General features: G+C 51.2%; 29 protein-coding genes. 2 read left to right on the top strand and 27 right to left on the bottom strand.

Annotated features, from left to right (window positions below; genetic code table 11):
• Positions 1-20: 20 nt before the first annotated feature.
• From J0M34_09070 to rpsM, 8 genes are all read right to left on the bottom strand, one after another.
• The gene (locus J0M34_09070; protein ID MBN8544400.1) at positions 21-713 is read right to left on the bottom strand and encodes an ATPase; all 693 of its coding nucleotides are present in this window, start codon (positions 711-713) and stop codon (positions 21-23) included.
• On the bottom strand, positions 706-1671 hold the full coding sequence (locus J0M34_09065; GenBank protein MBN8544399.1) for an RluA family pseudouridine synthase: 966 nt from the start codon (positions 1669-1671) through the stop codon (positions 706-708). The genes J0M34_09070 and J0M34_09065 overlap by 8 nt, the downstream gene beginning before the upstream one ends.
• On the bottom strand, positions 1668-2015 hold the full coding sequence (gene crcB / locus J0M34_09060; GenBank protein ID MBN8544398.1) for a fluoride efflux transporter CrcB: 348 nt from the start codon (positions 2013-2015) through the stop codon (positions 1668-1670). Before crcB ends, J0M34_09065 begins: the two co-directional genes overlap by 4 nt.
• Complete coding sequence (locus J0M34_09055; GenBank protein ID MBN8544397.1) at positions 2008-3321, bottom strand: replication-associated recombination protein A; 1314 nt, start codon at positions 3319-3321, stop codon at positions 2008-2010. The genes crcB and J0M34_09055 overlap by 8 nt, the downstream gene beginning before the upstream one ends.
• A gap of 162 nt (positions 3322-3483) precedes the next feature.
• Positions 3484-3906 carry a 50S ribosomal protein L17 gene (gene rplQ, locus J0M34_09050; protein ID MBN8544396.1) on the bottom strand — a complete coding sequence of 141 codons (423 nt, stop codon included), beginning with the start codon at positions 3904-3906 and terminating at the stop codon, positions 3484-3486.
• Positions 3907-3936: 30 nt separating this feature from the next.
• A complete protein-coding gene (locus J0M34_09045) occupies positions 3937-4953 on the bottom strand; it encodes a DNA-directed RNA polymerase subunit alpha (protein ID MBN8544395.1) in 1017 nt (338 codons plus the stop codon).
• 33 nt (positions 4954-4986) lie between these two features.
• Entirely contained in the window at positions 4987-5382 is a 396-nt protein-coding gene (gene rpsK, locus J0M34_09040) for a 30S ribosomal protein S11 (GenBank protein ID MBN8544394.1), read from the bottom strand.
• Positions 5383-5398: 16 nt separating this feature from the next.
• Complete coding sequence (rpsM, locus tag J0M34_09035) at positions 5399-5776, bottom strand: 30S ribosomal protein S13 (GenBank protein MBN8544393.1); 378 nt, start codon at positions 5774-5776, stop codon at positions 5399-5401.
• 194 nt (positions 5777-5970) lie between these two features.
• Between rpsM and J0M34_09030 the strand changes: the two genes are divergently transcribed.
• Positions 5971-6363: a hypothetical protein gene (locus J0M34_09030; GenBank protein ID MBN8544392.1), complete on the top strand. Its 393-nt coding sequence runs from the start codon at positions 5971-5973 to the stop codon at positions 6361-6363.
• Here the strand turns inward: J0M34_09030 and J0M34_09025 are convergent.
• Together J0M34_09025 and secY are read right to left on the bottom strand one after the other, a co-directional pair.
• Positions 6355-6993, bottom strand: coding sequence for an adenylate kinase (locus J0M34_09025; GenBank protein ID MBN8544391.1), 639 nt, complete (start codon positions 6991-6993; stop codon positions 6355-6357). The genes J0M34_09030 and J0M34_09025 overlap by 9 nt on opposite strands.
• Positions 6994-6996: 3 nt before the next feature.
• Complete coding sequence (secY, locus tag J0M34_09020) at positions 6997-8337, bottom strand: preprotein translocase subunit SecY (protein ID MBN8544390.1); 1341 nt, start codon at positions 8335-8337, stop codon at positions 6997-6999.
• 94 nt (positions 8338-8431) lie between these two features.
• Between secY and J0M34_09015 the strand changes: the two genes are divergently transcribed.
• Positions 8432-9214, top strand: coding sequence for a prepilin-type N-terminal cleavage/methylation domain-containing protein (locus J0M34_09015; protein MBN8544389.1), 783 nt, complete (start codon positions 8432-8434; stop codon positions 9212-9214).
• A 50-nt stretch (positions 9215-9264) separates the two neighbouring features.
• Here J0M34_09015 and J0M34_09010 read toward each other — a convergent pair whose 3' ends face one another.
• The 17 genes from J0M34_09010 to rplB are packed head-to-tail and all read right to left on the bottom strand — an operon-like array spanning position 9265 to position 16754.
• Complete coding sequence (locus tag J0M34_09010; GenBank protein ID MBN8544388.1) at positions 9265-9771, bottom strand: 50S ribosomal protein L15; 507 nt, start codon at positions 9769-9771, stop codon at positions 9265-9267.
• A gap of 12 nt (positions 9772-9783) precedes the next feature.
• Positions 9784-9975: a 50S ribosomal protein L30 gene (gene rpmD, locus J0M34_09005; GenBank protein ID MBN8544387.1), complete on the bottom strand. Its 192-nt coding sequence runs from the start codon at positions 9973-9975 to the stop codon at positions 9784-9786.
• Between the two features lie 11 nt (positions 9976-9986).
• Positions 9987-10625, bottom strand: coding sequence for a 30S ribosomal protein S5 (gene rpsE / locus J0M34_09000; protein ID MBN8544386.1), 639 nt, complete (start codon positions 10623-10625; stop codon positions 9987-9989).
• Positions 10626-10637: 12 nt separating this feature from the next.
• Positions 10638-10991 carry a 50S ribosomal protein L18 gene (gene rplR / locus J0M34_08995; protein ID MBN8544385.1) on the bottom strand — a complete coding sequence of 118 codons (354 nt, stop codon included), beginning with the start codon at positions 10989-10991 and terminating at the stop codon, positions 10638-10640.
• Between the two features lie 9 nt (positions 10992-11000).
• Positions 11001-11534 (bottom strand): 50S ribosomal protein L6, encoded by a 534-nt coding sequence (gene rplF / locus J0M34_08990; protein ID MBN8544384.1) that lies wholly within the window; start codon positions 11532-11534, stop codon positions 11001-11003.
• A gap of 11 nt (positions 11535-11545) precedes the next feature.
• Positions 11546-11938 carry a 30S ribosomal protein S8 gene (gene rpsH, locus J0M34_08985; protein ID MBN8544383.1) on the bottom strand — a complete coding sequence of 131 codons (393 nt, stop codon included), beginning with the start codon at positions 11936-11938 and terminating at the stop codon, positions 11546-11548.
• 10 nt (positions 11939-11948) lie between these two features.
• Positions 11949-12254 carry a 30S ribosomal protein S14 gene (gene rpsN, locus J0M34_08980; GenBank protein ID MBN8544382.1) on the bottom strand — a complete coding sequence of 102 codons (306 nt, stop codon included), beginning with the start codon at positions 12252-12254 and terminating at the stop codon, positions 11949-11951.
• A gap of 10 nt (positions 12255-12264) precedes the next feature.
• On the bottom strand, positions 12265-12846 hold the full coding sequence (gene rplE, locus J0M34_08975) for a 50S ribosomal protein L5 (protein MBN8544381.1): 582 nt from the start codon (positions 12844-12846) through the stop codon (positions 12265-12267).
• An 18-nt stretch (positions 12847-12864) separates the two neighbouring features.
• Positions 12865-13182, bottom strand: coding sequence for a 50S ribosomal protein L24 (gene rplX, locus J0M34_08970; protein MBN8544380.1), 318 nt, complete (start codon positions 13180-13182; stop codon positions 12865-12867).
• Between the two features lie 22 nt (positions 13183-13204).
• On the bottom strand, positions 13205-13573 hold the full coding sequence (gene rplN, locus J0M34_08965) for a 50S ribosomal protein L14 (protein ID MBN8544379.1): 369 nt from the start codon (positions 13571-13573) through the stop codon (positions 13205-13207).
• Between the two features lie 25 nt (positions 13574-13598).
• Positions 13599-13850, bottom strand: coding sequence for a 30S ribosomal protein S17 (rpsQ, locus tag J0M34_08960; protein ID MBN8544378.1), 252 nt, complete (start codon positions 13848-13850; stop codon positions 13599-13601).
• Between the two features lie 12 nt (positions 13851-13862).
• Positions 13863-14075: a 50S ribosomal protein L29 gene (gene rpmC, locus J0M34_08955; GenBank protein MBN8544377.1), complete on the bottom strand. Its 213-nt coding sequence runs from the start codon at positions 14073-14075 to the stop codon at positions 13863-13865.
• An 11-nt stretch (positions 14076-14086) separates the two neighbouring features.
• Entirely contained in the window at positions 14087-14500 is a 414-nt protein-coding gene (gene rplP, locus J0M34_08950; protein MBN8544376.1) for a 50S ribosomal protein L16, read from the bottom strand.
• A 33-nt stretch (positions 14501-14533) separates the two neighbouring features.
• A complete protein-coding gene (rpsC, locus tag J0M34_08945) occupies positions 14534-15214 on the bottom strand; it encodes a 30S ribosomal protein S3 (GenBank protein ID MBN8544375.1) in 681 nt (226 codons plus the stop codon).
• A 3-nt stretch (positions 15215-15217) separates the two neighbouring features.
• Positions 15218-15595, bottom strand: coding sequence for a 50S ribosomal protein L22 (gene rplV / locus J0M34_08940; protein MBN8544374.1), 378 nt, complete (start codon positions 15593-15595; stop codon positions 15218-15220).
• A 13-nt stretch (positions 15596-15608) separates the two neighbouring features.
• Positions 15609-15902, bottom strand: a complete 294-nt coding sequence (gene rpsS, locus J0M34_08935; protein ID MBN8544373.1) for a 30S ribosomal protein S19 — start codon at positions 15900-15902, stop codon at positions 15609-15611.
• A 9-nt stretch (positions 15903-15911) separates the two neighbouring features.
• The gene (rplB, locus tag J0M34_08930) at positions 15912-16754 is read right to left on the bottom strand and encodes a 50S ribosomal protein L2 (protein ID MBN8544372.1); all 843 of its coding nucleotides are present in this window, start codon (positions 16752-16754) and stop codon (positions 15912-15914) included.
• Position 16755 lies beyond the last annotated feature (1 nt).

The following is a 16755-nucleotide window of genomic DNA, read 5'->3' as shown; positions in this document are numbered from 1 at the left end:
TAATAAGTTAATTCAACAACTTAACTGTCAAGAAAAAAGGCTAAAACTGCCGCCGCACCGCGTATATCCACCTCACGCTTCAGCCATTGCGCTTTGGCCTCGGGGTCTTGCCCCCATTTGATGGCTTGGAAGTCTTCATCCACCCGTGCGCAGGTGACCGCACCCTCAACGCTGATAGCGCCTCTCCAGATAGCTAAGGCCAGTACCGCCGAACCCAGTAGCGGTGTCGCCATTGCCAGCGCGGCTAGTTCTAAATCACTTGCGCTACTTAATAACTCGCGCACCTTGGCGAGGGATGCTTCGGGCTGCGCAATTGGCATCACGCTTTCGGTGGCATGAAGCACTATGCCCCGCCCCGCCGCCCAGTCGAGCACAGGCTGGTGATGTTTGGCCTGTAGCACACCCACTTCACCTTCTGCGCGATAGCAGAGCAAATCACTGCCTGCATAATTCACAATATCATCAATCAACAACGCGCGGTCTTGCGGCACGCGGTCACGCGCAATGCTCACGATACGGGTAATGGGCATTTTATCGGGGTTGATGGTCTCGGTTTGTGATTCCCACTCCGCGGCCATTGCTTTTGCCAATGCCTCGCTGCCACGCAGCACCGTGCCAACAGGTGTCTTGATGGGTTTGCCATCAAGCAATACCGCATATTCAGATTCAAATGGCTCGACGGCCACCGTCGTATAGAAACGCTTTTTATTCATCGAGAGATAACTCAAACACATCAAGTGAACGTTTGAAATGGTCAGGCAATTCTGCCTCCAGCGTCATGGGTTTGCGCCCCATGAATGCGGGCAGCTCCACCTTCCACGCATGAAGGTGCATCTTGCCGCTAATGCCAGCGCTGCCGCCCACATGGGCTTTCTCGCCACCATATTTCCCATCACCCATGATGGGGCAATTCATCTCTGCCATATGCACGCGCAATTGGTGCGTGCGCCCCGTAATCGGCATCAGCTCGACCAGCGCGAATTTACCCGCCAGCGCCTCGCGCACCTTATACACCGTCACGGCTTTTTTGCCCTCATCGCCGCTACGCATTTTTTCGTAATCTGTGCTGCTGGCTTTTTCAATTTTCGATTCAATCTCGCCTTCATAAGGCTGCGGCACACCTACCGTCAGCGCGAGGTAGGTTTTTTGCAGATCTTTAAATGCGAAGAGCTTTTGCAGTTCCGTCGCCACCTTACCGCTACGCGCCAGAATCAAAATACCGCTCGTGTCTTTGTCGATACGGTGAACCAGCTTCGGTGGTGCATCTGCATCAAATTGCAGCGCAGGCAACATCATATCAACATGCTTGGTAATACCCGTGCCGCCCTGCGTCGCAATCCCCGGCGGCTTGTTGATGACGATAATTTCTTTGTCCTTATGAATCACCCATGACTGCGCCTCGGCAATCTGGAAGTGCTTAAGCTCCACCCGCTCTTTCTTCGCACGCTCACGCGGCGCTTTCTCGGGCGGCTTATAGTCAATGCGCAACTCAATCACCTGCCCTATCGCCACACGCGTTGCGGCTTCGGCTTTCTTGCCATCAAGGCGGATATCTTTTTTGCGCAGCATTTTCTGCAACACGCCGTGCGGAATCTCCTGCACGCGACGCGCAATCACACGGTCAAGCCTCGCGCCATCATCTTCGTCCGTCACTGTATAGGTTTTGCTCATTTGATAATGCTATAACCCAGATACACCGCAACAAGCGAGAGCAAAACACTCCCCAGAACATAAATCACCGCTGCAGCAAATTGCTGCTTCTGTAATAACTGCAATATATCCCACGAGAATGCCGAGAAGGTGGTGAACCCACCCAATACACCCGTCACCAGCAAAAGCTTCGCAGGCTCGCTTTGCAACTTGGCCATGAGCATGCCAATCAACAACGAGCCAAGAATATTCACCACCATCGTGCCAACAGGAAATGCAAAGAATTGTTTGGCAACATGCGCCGTGCCGTAACGCGCTACCGCACCTATTGCACCACCTGCCGCAACTAATAATACATTAAGCATTGCGCTTCTCCCGCAGCTTTGCCCAATACTCTAAGCGCTTTTGTATCTCGCGCTCGAAACCGCGCTCAACAGGCGCATAATATTCTTCGCGCGCCATACCATCAGGGAAATAATTCTGACCAGAAAAACCATCTTCGGCATTATGGTCGTAATCATAATTCTTGCCGTAGCCTAATTCCTTCATCAGCTTCGTTGGCGCATTCAATATATGCGCAGGCGGCGTGAGCGAGCCATGCTCGCCCGCAGATTTTTGTGCCGCTTTGAATGCAACATATTGCGCATTCGACTTAGGCGCAGTCGCCAAATAAATCACCGCTTGCGCAATCGCCAGCTCACCTTCGGGTGAACCTAAGCGTTCATAAGCAGCCGTTGCATCCATGGCCTGCGTCAATGCTTGTGGGTCGGCCATGCCAATATCTTCCACCGCGAAGCGAATCAGTCGGCGCGCAATATAAAGCGGGTCTTCGCCCCCTGCCAACATGCGGGCGAACCAATAAAGCCCAGCATTCACATCCGACCCGCGCAGCGATTTATGCAGCGCCGAAATCAGATTATAATGCGACTCCTGCGCCTTGTCGTAAACAGGTGGGCGCTTTTGCAACAGGGCTGCGAGCCCAGCGATATTGAATACATCGTTTGGTGCCGTATCCAGAATCGTTTCCACCATGGTCAGCAAGTAACGACCATCACCATCGGCCATCGCGACAAGTGCTTCGCGTGCTTCTGGCTCAAGCGGCAACTTCTTGCTCGTCTTTTCCTCTGCACGAACGAGTAACGCATCCAGCGCTGCTGGCGCGAGCCTGTTGAGCACCAGAACCCGACAACGCGAGAGTAGCGCCGAATTCAACTCGAACGACGGATTCTCCGTCGTCGCACCAATGAGCGTAATCGTGCCATCTTCGAGCACAGGCAATAGCACATCCTGCTGGGCACGGTTGAAGCGATGCACCTCGTCAATGAACAAGGCGGGGCGCTTACCCATTTGTTTTTTATTGCGCGCTTCGTCGAAGTGCTTTTTCAAATCTGCAACGCCAGATGCTACCGCCGACACCTGCTCAATGTCATAACCCGCCGCATCAGCGATGAGTCGGGCAATCGTCGTTTTACCGCAACCTGGTGGACCCCAGAGGATGATGGACTGGAGATGCGCCGCCTTGACCATGCGGGTGATGGTGCCATCAGCACCAGTCAAATGCTCTTGGCCGATGACCTCGGCAAGCGACTGGGGGCGTAACTGTTCGGGCAGCGGCGGCAACGGCACCGCTGCAGCAAATAACGAGTCTTGGGGTTGTTTCTTCGCGACCATGCAATGAATGTAATCCAAAATAAAGAAAAGGCCACCCTTTCGGATGGCCTTTCATATATGGTGTTGTTAACTTCGCTTTTATTTGTAACGCCGCAGCCGAGCGATCTGTTGCGACGGAGAGAGTTACGAGGGAACAAAGAGTTCCCTCGCACTCAAAATGCCTTACGCGGCAGCTTCTTCGCCAGTCGTCTCAGCGATTGGGCCTGAATCTTGGCCACGTGCTGACTCATCGCGGTCAACGAACTCGATGATCGCCATTGGTGCAGAATCACCATAACGGAAACCCGCTTTCAGAACGCGGGTGTAACCACCCTTACGGTCTTTGTAGCGAGCCGAAAGTGTCTTGATCACCTTGTCAGCCATTTTCTCGTCACGCAGACGCGCGATGAGCAAACGACGGGCAGCAAGGTCACCCTTTTTGCCAGCGGTGATGAGCTTCTCAACGATCGGACGAAGGTCTTTTGCCTTCGGCAGGGTCGTGAAGATCTGCTCGTGTTTAATGAGCGCGCACGCCATGTTCGCGAACATCGCCTTACGGTGCGATGCGGTGCGATTCAGCTTACGGCCTCCAACTTGGTGTCTCATGATAAACTCCTATTTCCTTCCAATCCGGCTCTAGTACGGATCTTCGAATTTACGGGCGAGATCTTCGATGTTCTCAGGTGGCCAACCGGTAATTTCCATACCGAAGCGCAGGCCCATATTGCCGAGAACTTCTTTGATTTCGTTAAGCGACTTGCGGCCGAAGTTCGGGGTCTTGAGCATTTCGCTCTCCGACTTCTGCACCAAGTCACCGATATAGACGATATTGTCGTTCTTCAGGCAGTTCGCCGAACGTACTGACAACTCCAACTCGTCCACTTTCTTGAGGAGGTACGGTGAGAACTTCAGTTCTTCTTCCGCGCTCTTCTCTTTTACTTCTGGCAGGTCTTCGAAGTTGATGAAGAGTTGCAACTGGTCTTGCAGAATACGTGCAGACAGTGCCACTGCATCATCAGGGCTGATCGAACCATCGGTTTCGATATCGAGCGTCAGCTTGTCGTAGTCGGTACGGTTACCAACACGTGCGTTCTCAATACGGTAGGACACTTTCTCAACAGGTGAGAAGAGTGCGTCTACTGGGATCAAACCAATCGGAGCATCCGAAGGGCGGTTTTGCGATGCAGGCACGTAACCTTTACCCACTTCAACCGTCATCTCCATGTGAATCGACGCACCTTTATCCAGCGTGCAGATCACGAGGTCTTTGTTCAAGATCTCAACATCCGAATCCGTCTGAATCATGCCAGCAGTCACTTCACCTGCTTCATTGGCTTTGAGCACCATACGCTTACGGTCTGGGCTGTGCGCCTTCAGTTTCAAATCTTTCACGTTGAGAACGATGTTCACCACATCTTCACGTACGCCTGGGATCGAGCTGAACTCATGCAATACACCTTCGATTTTAATCGCTGTTACTGCAGCACCTTGCAATGAGCTGAGCAGAATGCGGCGCAGCGCCACACCCAAGGTCATACCAAAACCGCGCTCGAGAGGCTCAGCAACGACCGTTGCTTTCTTTGCATCACCAGCAACAGGCTTGATATCGATCTTTGAAGGCTTAATCAGGTCTTTCCAGTTTTTATTCAACAATGCACTCATGGTAGTTCCCTTCCAATAATTCGATTACACGCGACGACGCTTCGGCGGACGGCAGCCATTGTGTGGCACCGGCGTGATGTCTTTGATCGACGTGATGTTGAAGCCAACGGCTGAAAGCGCACGCAGAGCTGATTCGCGACCAGCGCCTGGGCCTTTCACGCGAACTTCGACGGTGCGCATACCATGCTCAAGTGCCTTGCGGCCTGCCACTTCGGCAGCAACTTGTGCAGCATACGGCGTCGACTTACGCGAGCCTTTGAAACCATTCGCGCCCGAAGATGACCACGCAATTGCGTTGCCGAACGGATCGGTGATGGTGATGATGGTGTTGTTGAACGTTGCGTTCACATGTGCCACGCCCACAGGAACGTTCTTACGGTCCTTCTTTTTGGGAGCTGAGGCTTTATCGTCTTTTGCCATTGTGATTACCTATGCCTTACTTCGTGACCATCTTTTTGCCGGCAATAGCGATCGCCTTACCCTTACGGGTACGAGCGTTCGTATGCGTACGCTGACCACGCACCGGTAATTTCTTACGGTGACGCAGACCGCGATAGCAACCAAGGTCCATGAGACGTTTAATGTTCATCGAAACTTCGCGGCGAAGATCACCCTCTACCGAGTAATCCGCGTCAATCGTTTCGCGCAATTTGATGACTTCCTGCTCCGTCAGCGTGTTCACGCGACGATTCGGGTCGATTTCTGTTTTTGCTAAAATTTCCTTCGACTTAGCGCGACCGATACCATGAATATAGGTAAGGGCGATTTCAACGCGCTTTGCAGAAGGAATATTTACGCCGGCAATACGAGCCATGCTACACTCCTTTTACGTTACAAAACTCCCTGAAAACGGCTGTTTCCGAGGGAGGGCGGAATATACAGAAGGAATGTGGGGAGTCAATGGCTTTGTTTGGACATAATTTGCCCATAAAAATCAATGGATTATCCATTATCATTTTATGTGGCGAATGTCATCAAGCTGTAACAATGCACTGTTAGGATGTGAGTATGACAGAGTCTAACACATCCGCCGTGCGCCCTGATTTGGAACCACCCAAGGAATCGCGCAATAGTATCGTTCTAAACAGCATCGGTAATGGCATGATGCTGGGTGGCATTCCGCTTTTAGCAATTGAAGGATACAATGCACTGCGCCCTACCCACAAAGCTCCGCCAAAAGTCCATCTGGCAACGATTGCTGCTGCAGTCGTTGGTGGCGTCATGGGATTAGTCTATGGTGAAAAGGAAGCCACGCGACTAGAAAACTATCGCCTAAAAGTAGCAGGTGAAGTTACAAAACTTTCAAATGAAGTTGAGCAGCTCAAAGCAGAAAAACGCAATTGGCAAGAGCGCGCACAAGAAGAACCTCAGCATCCCGCAGCGACACACACGCTAACGTAGCAACGTACGCAGCGCCTCTGTTACATCTTCAATCGCGGCCATACCATCCACTGATTTCAATGCACCACGCTTTTCATAATACGGAAGCAATGGCGCTGTTTGCGCATGGTACGCTTCCAGACGCTTCGCAACCGTTTCAGCGCGGTCATCATCACGGCGCTTGAACTCGCTGCTGCCACAGCTATCGCATACGCCTTCTTTGACAGGCTTTTTGAAATCATCATGGTAGCCAGCGCCACATTTACCGCAGCTATAGCGACCCGAAATACGCGCCACCATTTCTACATCATTCACCTTAAGCTCAATGACGTGGTCGAGTTTTTTGCCGATCTCAGCCAACATCACATCCAGCGCTTCGGCTTGTGCAACGGTGCGCGGGAATCCATCGAGAATGAAACCTTTCGGGCATTGCTTGATCGCATCACGAATAATGCCGATCACTATATCGTCTGACACAAGCGCACCAGAATCCATCACCGCTTTGGCTTTCTTGCCCATTTCGGTGCCTGCAGCAACGGCCGCACGCAACATGTCGCCCGTAGCAAGTTTACTCAGCCCATAGCTATCACGCAGAAAGTCCGACTGCGTACCTTTGCCAGCGCCCGGAGGCCCAAGAAGAATAATGTTCATGGCTTACCTCTTACCTAAGCGGGCTTTCTTAATCAGCCCTTCATATTGATGTGCGAACAGATGCGATTGAACCTGACCAACAAAATCAATGATCACGTTCACCACGATGAGGAGCGACGTGCCGCCGAGATAGAATGGCACTGCATACTCAGCAATCATGATTTCTGGAATGACACACACAATCGCAATGTAAATTGCACCCACTACGGTGAGACGCGTCATCACATAGTCGAGATAATCAGCCGTATTTTTACCTGGGCGAATGCCTGCAATAAAGCCGCCATTCTTTTTCAAATTATCTGCCGTCTCGGTTGGGTTGAATACCACTGCCGTATAGAAGAAGCAGAAGAACACAATAATCGCCACATAGAGGAAAATATACGCTGGCTGACCATGCGCCAAATGACTGGTGATGAAGCTCAGAATCTCTGACTGACCACCTGCGTTGAAGCTGGCAATGGTGAGTGGGAACAAGAGAATCGATGATGCGAAAATCGGCGGAATCACACCCGCAGCATTCAGCTTCATTGGCAAGTGCGTTGCCTCGCCTTGCATGATTTTATTGCCAATCTGACGCTTGGGGTATTGCACCAACACACGGCGCTGTGCGCGCTCCATGAATACGATGGCCGCAATCAAGCCGAGTGCCACCACAATAATCATTAAAATCACTGGCGTTGAGAGCACGCCCTTACGACCCAGCTCAAACATGCTAGCAAGCGAGCTTGGCAAGTTCGCGATGATACCCGCGAAAATGATCAGCGAAATGCCCTGCCCGATACCGCGCTGGGTAATTTGCTCACCGAGCCACATCAGGAACATCGTACCGCCCGTTAGCGTAATCACCGTGGTGAAACGGAAGAACATGCCTGGATCAATGACCGCCGATTGACCGCCCGATACTTGCATACCTTCCAGACCTACGGCGATACCGTAACCCTGAATCACAGCAAGCAGCACCGTGCCATAACGCGTATATTGATTCATTTTACGACGACCCGCCTCACCCTCTTTTTTAAGAGCCGCGAGTTGGGGAACAGCTACACCCATCAACTGCATGATGATGGAGGCCGAGATGTAGGGCATTACCGCCAAGGCGAAAATGGTCATACGCGATAGCGCGCCGCCCGAGAACATATTGAACACGCCCAACACACCACCTTGGTGTTGCGCAAAAATCTGCTCCAGAATGTTCGGGTCGATACCTGGAATAGGAATATAGGTACCAAGACGATACACAATCAGCGCCCCTAGTACAAAAAGGATACGCTGTTTAAGTTCTGTGGCTTTTGAAAGTAAGCCAAAATTCAAGCCTTGAGCGAGACGTTCTGCGGAGGAAACCATATTCTTACACAATCCTAGGTGATTAAATAGACTGGCGTTTTAGAAGATGGATGTAGTATTGTCATCAGTAAATGCAACCTTTTGGGGGTATCTCATGCGCAAAGGCTTCTCACTTATCGAATTATCCATCGGCTTGGTAATTATCGGGCTGATTGTAGGTGGCATTATGGCAGGGCAATCCCTCATCCGCGCAGCAGAAGTGCGCTCGGTCATGACGGATTTTGATAAATATAAAAGCGCCTCTCTCCAATTTCGCCAAAAGTATGACGCTTTGCCAGGCGATTTTGCAAATGCAGAGGCCACTTGGGGCACAGCACACGCAACAGATGCGACCTGCGTTACAACAGCCAGCACCACACCTCTCACCTGTAACGGTGACGAGAACGGACAAATCACTACTGCTGTCCGCTCGAACGAACGATTCCGCTACTGGCAACATCTCGCCAACGCAGGATTTATTGAGGGACAGTATATCGGCATCCAGCAAGGAACTACGGCGAATGGTGCAACCACCGCAAACGTGCCTTCAGGCCGCCTAAAGACAAGTCTCTGGCATGTGAACTGGTTCGGCAACTTAAGCGGCAGCACGATTTGGTTTGATGGAAGTTATGATAATGGCTTCCAATATGGTGGGCAAACACTCAACTTTGACCCAGCCCAGCCTATCTTCAAACCAGAAGAGGCATGGAACATCGACACCAAGATAGACGACGGCAAGCCTGCAACCGGTAAGCTGGTTGTGCGGGCTCAAGGCGGCTTCAATACTTGCACCACGGCTGCTGCCGGAGCAAGCACCAACCTAGCAGCAGATTATTTGCTGAGCGGCACGACCTTGACCTGCAGTCTGACCTTCAGAAATCACCTGCTTAAAAATTAAAAAAGGGCGCCAAATTGGCGCCCTTTTCATTTCGTCATGGATAAAAGCAATTACGCTTTTTTGGTCCACTTAGCTTGCTTACCTTTTGGGTAAACTGCTTTTACTTTCACGGTTACTTTACCGCCGGCTTTCTCAACCGCTTCAACAGCAGATTTCGAAGCGCGCTCAATGTCAAAGTTCAGCTTAGTCTTGAGTTCGCCTTTGAGCAAGAGCTTCACGCCCTCAGCCGTTTTAGCAACAACCTTGTTCTTTTTGAGAAGTTCGGTGGTGATGGTGTCACCCGCTTTCACCACGCCTGAATCCAAAAGAACTTGGATGTCACGGAAGGTGATAGATTCGAATTCCAAACGCGCGTGATTGGTAAAGCCGCGCTTTGGCAAACGACGGTGAATCGGCATCTGACCACCTTCGAAGCCTTTAATCGCAACGCCCGAACGCGAGGTCTGACCTTTGTAACCACGGCCAGCCGTTTTACCTTTGGTGCAGCCAATACCACGGCCCACACGCATACGCTTTTTGCGCGCGCCTTCATTGTCTCTGATTTCGTTGAGTTCCATGGTCTCTCTCCGTTATTTCGCGTCTACTACGCGCACCATGTGCGGCAGCTTGTTAATCATCCCACGCACAGCAGGCGTATCTTCCAATGTGCTTTTACGGTGCAGCTTACCAAGGCCGAGGCCTTTCAAGGTTGCTTCCTGATCTTTGGTACGACCAATTGGGCTACCAATTTGCTCTACCGTTACTGTCTTCTTCGCCGCCATGATCTACTCCGTTATTCTGCTTCGTTGTGAACGCCAGCCGCTTTTGCACCCACTTCACGACGCTCGACAATTTCACCCACTTTCATGCTACGGCGTGCCGCAACGTTCTTAGGTGAAGTCATGGTCTTGAGTGCAGCAAAGGTTGCTTTCACCATGTTGTGTGGGTTGCTGGTACCCGTTGATTTCGCAACGATATCATGCACACCAATAGCTTCAAAAATCGCACGCATTGGGCCGCCCGCGATGATACCAGTACCTGGAGGAGCCGAACGCAGCGTCACCTTACCAGCGCCGAAACGGCCGTTGATATCATGGTGAAGCGTACGTGCTTCGCGCAATGGAATACGCACCATTTTCTTTTTGGCGTCGTCGGTTGCTTTACGCACCGCATCTTGAACTTCTTTCGCTTTGCCAGTGCCGTAACCAGCTTTGCCCTTACCATCACCAACTACCACGAGTGCAGCGAAACCGAAACGACGGCCACCCTTCACTACTTTGGTTACGCGGTTGATCGAAACCAGACGATCGATCAAATCGCTGCCACCTTCACCTTGGCCTGCGCCACGGTCTTGGTTGTTGCCACCACGGTTGCCACCATCACGCTGGTTGCCGCCACGGTTTTGTTGGTTCTGCTGTCCTTGAGCTGCCATCATCTTCCCCTATTAAAACGCCAAGCCAGTTTCGCGTGCAGCTTCCGCTAACGCTTTCACACGGCCATGGAACAAATAACCACCACGGTCAAAGACCACTTCTTTTACTTTCGCAGCTTTTGCACGCTCACCAATCAGCGCACCCACTACTTTAGCACCTTCGATGCTAGCACCGTTTTTCACTTTGCCTTTTACATCGGCATCAAGCGTTGAAGCAGAAGCGAGTGTAACGCCTTTTGCATCATCGATGAGCTGAGCATAGATATGCTGCCCCGAACGGAACACGCTCAAGCGAACGCGGCCACTCTTTTTGATGTTGTAGCGAACGCGAGCTTTGCGGCGATCAAATTTATTAACTTTAGCCATAATATTACCTTACTTCTTCTTGCCTTCCTTACGACGGACTTGCTCATCCGAGTATTTAATACCTTTGCCCTTGTATGGCTCTGGCGCACGTAGCGAACGAATCTCTGCTGCTACTTGACCAATCTTCTGCTTGTCCGAACCAGCAAGGATCAGCGTGGTCTGCTTATCAACCGTAACGGTGATACCTGCAGGCACGATGTACTTTACTTCATGGCTGAAGCCGAGCGTAAGGGTCAGGATCTGACCTTGCGCAGCCGCACGGAAACCAACGCCCGAAATATCGAGCTGTTTCTTGTAGCCATTGGTGACACCCTCAACGAGGTTCTTCACGTTTGAACGAACGGTACCCCACATCGCACGCGCTTGCTGCGAATCATTGGCAGGGTTCACGATGAACTTACCATCTTTAATTTCTACCACCACGTCGCTGTTGACGGGGGTCTTGAGTTCACCTTTAGGACCCTTCACGGTAATCGTATCTGCAGTTGCAGTAACGGTCACTTTATCAGGAATCGTAACAGGCAGTTTACCAAGGCGTGACATTGTCTTTCTCCCTAGAATACGGTGCAGAGGATTTCGCCACCGACATGCTGCTGACGCGCAGCGAAGTCGGACATCACACCTTTGGAGGTGGAGAGGATGGCAATCCCCAGACCGCTATAATGTTTAGGCATCGTCGCCACTTTCGAGTACTTGCGCTGACCGCTTTTCGATACGCGCTTGATCTCTTTAATGGCAGGCTCACCTTCATGGTATTTCAGTTCTACCACGAGATTTTTCTTCGCACCGTCAGCCTCAACGCGGCTATCAACGATGAAACCTTCTTCTTTCAGCACTTTGCAGATATCGACCAAGAGGTTCGATGCTGGGCACGTCAGGCTTGCCAACTGTGCTTTCTGCGCGTTGCGAACGCGGGTAAGGAAATCTGCTACTTTATCGTTACTCATTTCTAATCTCCTACCAGCTTGCTTTAACGAGGCCTGGAATCAAACCAAACGAACCAAGTTCGCGTAGCTGGTTACGGCACAATTTGAATTTACGGTAGTAACCACGACCACGACCCGTCAGGGCGCAACGGTTACGGTAACGCACGCGGCTTGAGTTGCGTGGCAGCTCAGCCAATTTCATTTGAGCAGCAAAACGCTCTTCCATCGCAACGTCTTTGTTCATGATGGTTGCTTTGAGTTTGCTACGACGCGCGCGGTTTTTCTTGATCAAACCTTCACGCTTGCGGTTGCGTTCTTTCATGCACAGTTTTGACATGTGATACTCCCTATTTCCTGAACGGTACGTTGAAGCCTTCGAGCAGTGCCTTAGCTTCTTCGTCGGTTTTTGCGGTGGTCACGATGGTGATATCCATACCACGCACCGTGCTGATTTTGTCGTAGTTGATCTCAGGGAAAATGATCTGTTCCTTGAGGCCCATGTTGTAGTTGCCTTGACCATCAAAGCTCTTTGGGTTCACGCCACGGAAGTCACGAATACGTGGCATCGCGGTGTTCACAAAGCGGTCGAGGAATTCATACATACGTTGCTTGCGCAGCGTTACGCGGCAACCAATCTGCAGACCAGCGCGCAGTTTGAAGGTTGCTTCTGCTTTCTTCGCGCGGGTGATAACAGGCTTTTGACCTGCGATCAGCGCCATTTCTTCAGCAGCAGCCGTGATTTGCTTTTGGTCAGAAACGGCTTCACCAACGCCCATGTTGATGACGATTTTCGTCAAACGTGGAATCTGCATCACGTTCTCGTAACCGAACTTTGCTTTCAGCGCGGGTACGATTTCTTTGTCGTACACTTGCTCAAGACGTGGCTTCTTCGCCGACGACTCTTTCTTTACTGTTGCTGCCTTTGCCATAACTTCCTCAAATAATCCTTACGCGTTCACTACTTCGCCTGAACGCTTTGCGACCCGAACTTTTTTACCGTCTTTGAGCACTTGGAAACCAACGCGAGTCGCCTTACCCGTTTTCGGATCAGCCAGCGCAACGTTGCTCAAGTGAATCGACGATTCCTTAGAAACGATACCGCCTTGGCCAGCAGCCGAAGGTTTGGTGTGACGCTTCACAAGGTTAATGCCTTGCACGATAGCGCGGTTTTCCTCGACGAGGATTTTCATCACTTCGCCAGTCTTACCTTTATCTTTACCGGTAAGAATCACCACTTTATCGCCTTTTTTAATCTTCGCAGCCATTGTCTTTCTCCAACTTTCTCGACTAGAGCACTTCTGGTGCCAGTGAGACGATTTTCATAAACTTCTTTGCGCGCAGTTCACGAGCAACCGGTCCGAAGATACGGGTGCCGATTGGCTCACCTTGTTTCGAGATCAACACCGCAGCGTTGCGATCGAAACGAATGGTCGAACCATCCTGACGCTTGGTGGCGAACTTCGTGCGCACGATTACTGCACGATGCACTTCACCTTTTTTCACTTTACCACGTGGAATCGCGTCCTTAACGGAAACGACCACGATATCACCAATCGCAGCAGTCTTGCGTTTTGAGCCACCGAGAACCTTCACGCACATTACTTCTTTTGCGCCTGAGTTATCCGCGACATCCATACGGGTTTGCATCTGAATCATAATCTATCTCCTACAATCCCTTCGGTTACGCTGCCGGAGCATCGGATACTTTTTCAAGTAAAGCCCAACGCTTCGATTTGCTCATTGGCTTGCTTTCAACGATGCGAACCACATCACCTACTTTGCAGCTATTCGTTTCATCATGCGCCGCATATTTTTTGCTGCGACGGATAATCTTGTTGTAGAGCGGGTGCTTAATCTTACGCTCAACGCGAACCGTAATGGTCTTCGCGGCTTTATCGCTTACTACGACACCTTGTAATACACGTTTAGGCATGACTTCCTCTTCCTACGCTGCGTTCTTCTGCTGACGCAGATGGGTTAAAATACGTGCAATCTCACGCTTTGCTTCGCGAACGCGGGCAGTGTTTTGCAACTCGCCGGTCGCTTTCTGAAAGCGCAGGTTGAACAGTTCCTTTTTCAGCTCGGCAACCTGAGCATTGAGCTCATCTACCGTCTTGCCTTTGTAAGCGTCTTTCGCTGTTTCTTTTTTCTTTGCCATAATTCCCACCATTACCCGTCAATACGCGCGATGAACTTTGTTTTCACCGGCAGTTTCGCCGATGCACGATCAAATGCTTCGCGTGCTACTTGCTCGGTCACACCGTCCACTTCGAACATGATGCGGCCAGCTTCCACACGTGCTGCCCAATACTCCACCGAACCCTTACCCGAGCCCATGCGCACTTCGGCAGGTTTTCTGGTAATTGGCACATCTGGGAAAATACGGATCCAGACGCGACCAACGCGTTTCATGTGGCGTGAAATCGCACGACGTGCTGCTTCGATCTGACGCGCAGTAATACGCTCAGGAGTCATCGCTTTCAGGCCAAACTGACCAAACGCCAGCGAGTAACCACCCTTAGCAGCGCCGCTGATGCGGCCCTTGTGGGCTTTTCTATATTTCGTCTTCTTAGGTTGCATCATAGCGCAATCTCGTACCTTAAAATTTTACTCAGTTTATGACGCTTGCGCGAACGACGTAGTTGTCGTTGGCATGCGTGCAATTTCTTCATCCTTCAGGATCTCACCTTTGAAGACCCATACCTTCACGCCGATAATACCGTACGTCGTGAGGGCGGTCGCAATACCATAGTCCACATCCGCACGCAAGGTGTGAAGTGGCACACGGCCTTCGCGATACCATTCCATACGGGCAATCTCAGCACCGCCGAGGCGACCCGATACGTTAATACGGATACCTTCAGCGCCCATTCTGAGAGCTGATTGTACCGCACGTTTCATAGCGCGACGGAACGCCACGCGACGCTCAAGCTGCTGGGCAACGCCCTCAGCAATGAGAGTTGAATCCAGTTCTGGCTTACGGATTTCGATGATGTTGATATGCACTTCATCTTTCGTAAACTGTTGAACATCCTTCTTAATTTTGTCGATGTCCGCACCTTTTTTACCAATCACTACACCTGGGCGTGCCGAGTGGATCGAAACGTGGCATTTTTTGCCGGTACGCTCGATGATCACCTTGCTAACACCTGCTTGGTTGAGCTTGGTCTTTACATATTTGCGGATTTTGATGTCCTCATGCAGTTTGTCTGCATAGTCATCGCCAGCGAACCAACGTGAGTCCCACGTTTTATTGATACCGAGGCGCAAACCGATTGGATTAACCTTCTGACCCATGACTTAAGCTCCTTCAGTTTCACGAACGACGATGGTGAGATGCGAGTGCGGCTTCAAGATGCGTGCGCCACGACCGCGTGCACGTGCATGGAAGCGTTTCAGCACCATACCTTTACCCACCCATGCTTCTTTCACCACGAGCGTATCTACGTTCAGGTTGTGGTTGTTTTCCGCATTGGCAATCGCCGACTGCAATACTTTACGCACATCATTCGATACGCGCTTGTTGCTGAACGCGAGTTGGGTCAGCGCATCTTGTACCTTCATGCCGCGAATCATCTCGGCAACGAGGTTCAGCTTGGTTGGCGAGGTGCGCAAGTTGCGCAACACGGCCTGTGCCTCTTTGGCATCCAAGCTACGTTTTGTTTTAGGTTTGCTCATGGTGTCCCTCTACTTATTTCTTGTCACCACCAGCAGCGGCAGCTTTGTTATTGCTACCATGCGCTAGGAAGGTACGGGTTGGAGCGAATTCGCCGAACTTGTGACCAATCATTTCCTCAGTCACGAGCACGGGAATGAATTTCTTGCCGTTATAAACGCCGAAAGTCAGGCCAACGAATTGTGGCAGAATGGTCGAACGACGTGACCAAATCTGAATGACGTTGTTGCGGTTCGATGCGCGTGCTGCATCTGCTTTTTTAAGCAGATACCCATCGACGAACGGACCTTTCCAAACTGAACGTGCCATAAAATCTCCTTATTTCTGCTTGCCCTTCGCCTGATGGCGGGTACGGATGATGAGTTTGTTTTTCTTCTTCGGTGAACGCGTCTTCGCACCTTTGGTTGGCTTGCCCCATGGCGTCACTGGGTGACGACCACCTGAGGTTTTACCTTCACCACCACCATGTGGGTGATCTACAGGGTTCATTGCAACACCACGAACATGTGGTCTCCAACCCTTCCAACGGTTACGGCCTGCTTTACCGATTACTTCGTTTTGGTGATCTGGGTTTGATACCGCGCCAATGGTCGCCATGCACAATGCAGGAACCATACGCAGTTCACCCGAACGCAGTTTCAACTGCGCATAACCCGAATCTTTACCTACGAGCTGAACATACGCACCAGCCGAACGACCGATCTGGCCGCCTTTACCTGGCTTCATTTCAACGTTGTGTACGATGGTACCGATTGGGATGTTCTTCAGTGGCATTGCGTTGCCTGGCTTAATGTCAGCCTTTTCACCCGACACAACCACATCACCAACATTGAGACGCTGTGGCGCCAAGATGTAGCTCAAGGTTTTGTCTTCGTACTTGATGAGCGCAATGAACGCTGAACGGTTTGGATCATATTCCAAACGCTCTACGGTTGCCGGCATGTCGAACTTCGTGCGCTTGAAATCAATCACGCGGTACGCTTGCTTGTGTCCGCCACCCATTTGGTAGCTGGTCACACGGCCAGAATTGTTACGACCACCAGTCGATTTTTTCGACTCGACGAGCGTCTTCACGGGCTTGCCCTTGAAGAGGTCCGAACGGTCGATCAGAACCAGCTGACGCTGACCCGGAGTCGTTGGTTTAAAATGTTTGAGTGCCATT

Source organism: Alphaproteobacteria bacterium, assembly GCA_017302575.1.
In the GTDB taxonomy this organism is placed as follows: Bacteria; Pseudomonadota; Alphaproteobacteria; order Rickettsiales; family UBA3002; genus JAFLDD01.
This window is presented reverse-complemented; position numbering and strand designations above follow the sequence as displayed.